Source organism: uncultured Microbacterium sp., from assembly GCF_963521645.1.
In the GTDB taxonomy this organism is placed as follows: domain Bacteria; phylum Actinomycetota; class Actinomycetes; order Actinomycetales; family Microbacteriaceae; genus Microbacterium.
Genome location: NZ_CAUQVQ010000125.1, coordinates 1 through 4995, shown reverse-complemented (window position 1 = coordinate 4995; position 4995 = coordinate 1). Strand labels below are relative to the sequence as shown.

The 4995-nt window shown below is 69.7% G+C and carries 5 protein-coding genes; 1 reads left to right on the top strand and 4 read right to left on the bottom strand.

The features are described from left to right. Positions 1-127 precede the first annotated feature (127 nt). The 4 genes from RWO82_RS15045 to RWO82_RS15030 form a co-directional block, all read right to left on the bottom strand. Complete coding sequence (locus RWO82_RS15045) at positions 128-1246, bottom strand: GntR family transcriptional regulator (RefSeq protein WP_314428339.1); 1119 nt, start codon at positions 1244-1246, stop codon at positions 128-130. A 243-nt stretch (positions 1247-1489) separates the two neighbouring features. Beyond that, positions 1490-2674 (bottom strand): aminotransferase class I/II-fold pyridoxal phosphate-dependent enzyme, encoded by a 1185-nt coding sequence (locus tag RWO82_RS15040; protein WP_314428338.1) that lies wholly within the window; start codon positions 2672-2674, stop codon positions 1490-1492. Positions 2675-2775: 101 nt separating this feature from the next. Next, the gene (locus RWO82_RS15035; protein ID WP_314428337.1) at positions 2776-3525 is read right to left on the bottom strand and encodes a 3-keto-5-aminohexanoate cleavage protein; all 750 of its coding nucleotides are present in this window, start codon (positions 3523-3525) and stop codon (positions 2776-2778) included. Between the two features lie 6 nt (positions 3526-3531). Continuing rightward, a complete protein-coding gene (locus tag RWO82_RS15030; RefSeq protein ID WP_314428336.1) occupies positions 3532-3759 on the bottom strand; it encodes a hypothetical protein in 228 nt (75 codons plus the stop codon). A gap of 299 nt (positions 3760-4058) precedes the next feature. Between RWO82_RS15030 and RWO82_RS15025 the strand changes: the two genes are divergently transcribed. After that, positions 4059-4995 (top strand): serine/threonine-protein kinase (locus RWO82_RS15025; RefSeq protein ID WP_314428335.1); only part of this gene is annotated, 937 nt, incomplete at its 3' end.

Below are 4995 nucleotides of genomic sequence, written 5' to 3'. Positions count from 1 at the left end.
GAGGGGAAGCGCCACCTCGTCGAGGCGTGGAGGGGAAGCGCCACCTCGTCGACGAGGAGAGGGGAGGTGCCACCTCGTTGAGGCGTGGACGGTGAGTGCGGCGTGGGCTCGCGGGTCGAGACGGAGCTCAGCGCCGCGGAGCCGCCGACGACGCACCGATCACGAGCTCGGTCGGCAGCACGACCTTCTCGATCTCGCTCGGTGCACTGATCTGACGCCGCACCGACTCGACGGCCTTCTCGCCGAGCGTGCGCTGCTCCTGGCGGATGTGGGTGTAGCGGAAGAGACGGGTGTCGAACGTCGCGTCGGGGTGGTCGAAGCAGACGATCGAGATGTCGGTCGGCACCGTGAGCCCGAGCCGGTGGCAGGCCTCGCGCAGCATCAGAGCGATGTTGTACTCCGCCGCCACATATCCGGTGATGTCCGGATGCTGTTCGACGAACTCCACCAGCCGCGCGATGTCCTGCTCCATGGTGTCGGCGCTGCCGGGCACGGTCGAGCCGATCGTGCGCAGTTCGGCGCTGTTCTCGAGCGGCAGGTGATTCGAGGCGTGCGCGTGGATGTACCCGTTGCGCCGATCGTCGCTCGACGACACATGGCTGGTCGAGCTGACGAAGCCGATGGTCTTGTGCCCGAGGTCGAGCAGGTGCTCGGTCGCGGCTCGGCCTCCGGCCAGGTTGTCGGAGCACACCGCCGACACGGGGATGCCGTCGAACAGTCGATCGAGGATGACGACGGGGAACTTCTTGGCCACGAGTTCGAGCGCGGCCGGCGGGATGTACTCCGACGAGCTGGGGAGCAAGATGAGTCCCTCGACTCCCGCGCCGACGAGCGCACGGATGCAGGCGTCCTCGTCCGCGAGGTCGCCGCCCGAACGCTTGAACACGACATGCGCGTCGGCGCCGGTGGCGGCCAGGATCCCCTCGATCACCTTGTTGCCGAAGGTGTCGTCGAAGCTCGTGATCACGCAGCCGATCAGCGAGGGAGAGCGGTCGGAGTTCTCGGCGGCGGCGCGGGCGGACGGCTGCGGTGCCGTGGGCGTCGAGCTCGTGACGACGGTGCCGATACGGGGCCGCCGCATGATCATGCCGTCGGTGCGCAGCAGGTCGAGCGCCCGCTTGATCGTGATCGGACTGACCTCGAACCTGCTCGACAGCTCGGCCTCGGAGGGGAGCCGGTCGCCGACCGCATAGTCACCCTGCGAGATGGACTCGCGCAACGCTTCGTACACCTGCTTGTAGAGCACGCCGGTCCGTTCATGTCAGCCAATAGTTATATTTAATCTTAGGCCGCAGCCGGCGAAATCGTCTCACCTTCCCGGTGCCGCCCTACCGGTGCCGCCCACCGCCGGGTGCCACCCGCCGCTCTGCGGGGTCACTTTCGCATCGGAACCCGGCCTTTCAGATGTGAAAGTGACCCCGCACTCAGTGGGCGGTGTGAAAGTGACCCCGCAGCGGGCGGGCGGACGTGGATGCGGGTGCGCGGAGCGTCAGCGCGCGCGGACCGCGTCTCCCATGGCGGCCAGCGCCTCGGCGAGGATGGGACGCGGCGTCGCGAACACCACGCGCACGAAGTCCTCGTACCCGTGCCCCAGCAGCGCACCCTCGGTGAGCACGACGCCCGCCCGCTCGCGGAAGAACGCCGCAGGAGCGCCGTCGATCCCCAGCGCGCTCGTGTCGATCCAGCCGATGTAGGTCGCCTCCGGCTCGCGATACACCGCCCCGGGCAGATGCTCGGCGACGAGCGAGCCCAGCAGGTGCCGCGACTCGGTCAGGTACGACAGCACGCCCTCGAGCCACGGCTTGCCCTCGCGATACGCCGCAGTCGACGCGACCACGCCCAGGGTGGCCGCGCCGTGCTGCACCGAGAATCCGAACCGGCGGTAGAGCTCCTGATCGGCGTCGTTCGAGGTGATCAGCTGTGCCGTCTTGAGTCCCGGGATGTTCCACGCCTTCGACGCACTCGTGCCGGTGATGGTGTGCGCGGCGGTCGCCTCAGAGATGGCGGCGTAGGGGATGAACGGCCGCCCGTCGAAGCGCAGCGGTGCGTGGATCTCGTCCGCGAACACGCGGCCGCCGTGCCGGTCGACGATCTCGGCCAGCGCCTGCAGCTCAGAGCGCTCGACCACGGTGCCCGTCGGGTTGTGCGGGTTGCACAGCACCAGGGTGCGCGCCCCCGCGGCGAACGCCTCATCGATGCGCTGCAGGTCATGGTGCCAGCGTCCATCGACCTCGATGCCCGGCACCTCGATCACGGGATGCCCGATCGTGGGCAGATATGTCAGGAACGGCATATATGCGGGCGTGGGCACGATGACCGGCGACCCGAGCGGGGCGTACTCCTCGACGGCGACGCGCAGCGCGGCCATGACGTCGGACACCGGATGCACGCGCTCCGGATCGATCGTCCAGTCGTACTCGCTGCGCATCCACTCGGCCGTCGCCTCGCCGAGGCGCGCTGCGCGCGGCGGCGACAGGTATCCGAGGTTCTCCTCGTCGATCGCGCGGTGCATGGCGTCGGCGATCACGGGAGCGACGCCGAAATCCATCTCCGCGACCCACGCTCCGATGTGCCCCGGATGCAGACTCCACTTGCGACTCTCGGGGCGATCGAGGTCGATCCTCGTGCGGGAGTCGAAAGGATGCGGGTCGGTGCCCGTGCGGTGGTCGGCCATGGCGCTCCCTTCGCGACGCAGGCTTCCACACTAGAGATGCGATGCCCGGGTCGCGACTCGCGTGTCGGCGGGTGACGGAGGCCACCCGGGTGTCATGCGCGTCAGGGAGCGTCGACGAACGCAAGCGCCGCGCGCACCAGTGCGGCGTTGTCGGGCGCGAGTCGTCCGTCGGGCAGCGCCAGCGTGTCTTCGAGGCCGATGCGCGAGTCGAGGCCGAGCTCGACGGCCAGGATGAGCGCCGGCCACGCCGACCGCTGCTCGCCGTGCAGCAGGATCGGCACGTCGGAGTCGGCGAGACGCACGTGTGCGATCAGTCCCTCGGCGTGCCGCCGCACCACGTCGGCGGCCTCGTCGGGGAGTTCGACGAGCACACGCATCGTCTCGGCCTGCACGGGTGAGCGCTGCCACGCGTCGAGGCCCGTCGCATCCCAGATGCCCGCTTCCACGCCGACACCGCGCTCGATCAGCAGAGATGCGACGTCATCGGCGCCCGCCTCATGCCAGTTGACCGAGGCGAAGTCGGGCAGCGTCGTCCACCCGCGAATCGCGTCGATACGGCTGTCGACGTCGGGAGCGATCCACGCCCCCGTGGTGACCCCGACCGGCACGCCCGGGCACGCCGACCTCATCGCGCGCACCCACCGCTCCACGTCGGAGGCACTCAGGCTGTCGTCGCCCTCGGCGTCTTTCGGGTGCACATGGATCTCGCCTGCGCCCGCCGCCACGGCCCGAGCCGCGTGAGCCGCCGCCAGGGTCGCGTCAGCAGTGAGCGCCGGATGCTGCGCTGCGGGCCGCGCCCCGTTGAGGCACACCTGCACCAGCATCCGTCGACCCCCGTCGTGAACGGCCACCGTCGCTCAGTTCATGAGGTCTCGCGGGTGCCACTCGTAGAGGTTGCCCGTGCCGGACGGGCCCTCTTCGACGCGCACCGTGTGCATGACCTGGCGTGCCGTCGCGGCGCTGCGACCGACGCGCACCGCCTCGGCTTCCGTCTCGAAGCCCGAGCCCAGCGTGCGGGACTCGCCCACGATGCGGTTGAACCAGATCCCGTCCCGCTGGAACGTCTCGATGTCGCCTACGGCCATGACCCGTCCTTTCGATCTGCCTCATTTCTATCCCAGACCACGGACAGCACGAGAGGGCCTTGACAGGCCGCCGACGCCGCGCCGGAGGCCCCCGGTGCCGGCGCCCGATCGAGCGGGTCGACGGTGCACTGGCGGGACCACTGACGGGACTGTGCGACGTGACTGTGCAACCGCGCGGCACTGCATCCGAGCGCATACATTCACCGATTCGGCCGCACGTCAACCCCTGTGACGGCCCCACCTCGCGCTCGCTACTGTCGTCGAGTGCATGACCCGGATGCACCTGCGAGGAGCAACTGATGACGCTGGAAGTGACGTCGCCTACCGAGGCGCTGCTCGACGGACGATACGTGCTGCACGACCGCGTGGGACAGGGCGGCATGGCGACCGTCTACCGCGCCGAGGACTCCCACCTCGGACGCGTCGTCGCGATCAAGATGATCCACCCGAGCGACGGGCCGGTCGAGTCGATCGAGCGCGCACACACCGAGAAGGCCCTCCTCGCCTCACTGAGCCATCCGTCGCTCGTCACGCTGTACGACGCGCAACTCACGCCGAACCGCCCGCAGTACCTCGTGATGGAGTTCGTCGACGGACCCACCCTGGCCGCACGCATGGCCGCGGGCCCGCTGCCGCCGCGCGACGTCGCACGGATCGTGCGCGACCTCGCCGAAGGTCTCACCGCCGTGCACGCAGCAGGCATCGTGCACCGAGACATCAAGCCGTCGAACGTGCTGCTCGCGCAGAGCCGCACCGATCGACCCCTTACGGCCAAGCTCGCGGACTTCGGCATCGCGTGCTCGATCGACGACAACCGACTCACCACCCCGGGCATCGTGCTCGGCACGCTCACCTATATGGCACCCGAGCAGCTGCGTGACGCCGACCCCGGCACTCCGGTCGACATCTTCGCGCTCGGCCTCGTCGCCCTCGAAGCCCTGAGCGGCGAACCCGGCTACCCATCCCTCGTGGGCGGTCGAGCTGCGGCCGTCGCAAGGCTCCTGCATCCGCCGACGATCCCCGACTCCGTGCCCGAGGAGTGGCGCGATCTGCTCACCCGCATGACGTCTCTCGAGCCCGGCGAACGACCCGCCGCGGCCGACGTCGCCCGCATCGCGCGTCGCCTGCTGCGCGACTACGCCGCAAACGGCGCCACCGTCGCCGCGCCGTCGGCATCGGCATCGGCCACTGCCGACGACGACCGTGACGCGCAGAGGGCGCCGGTCGCCGCCGGAG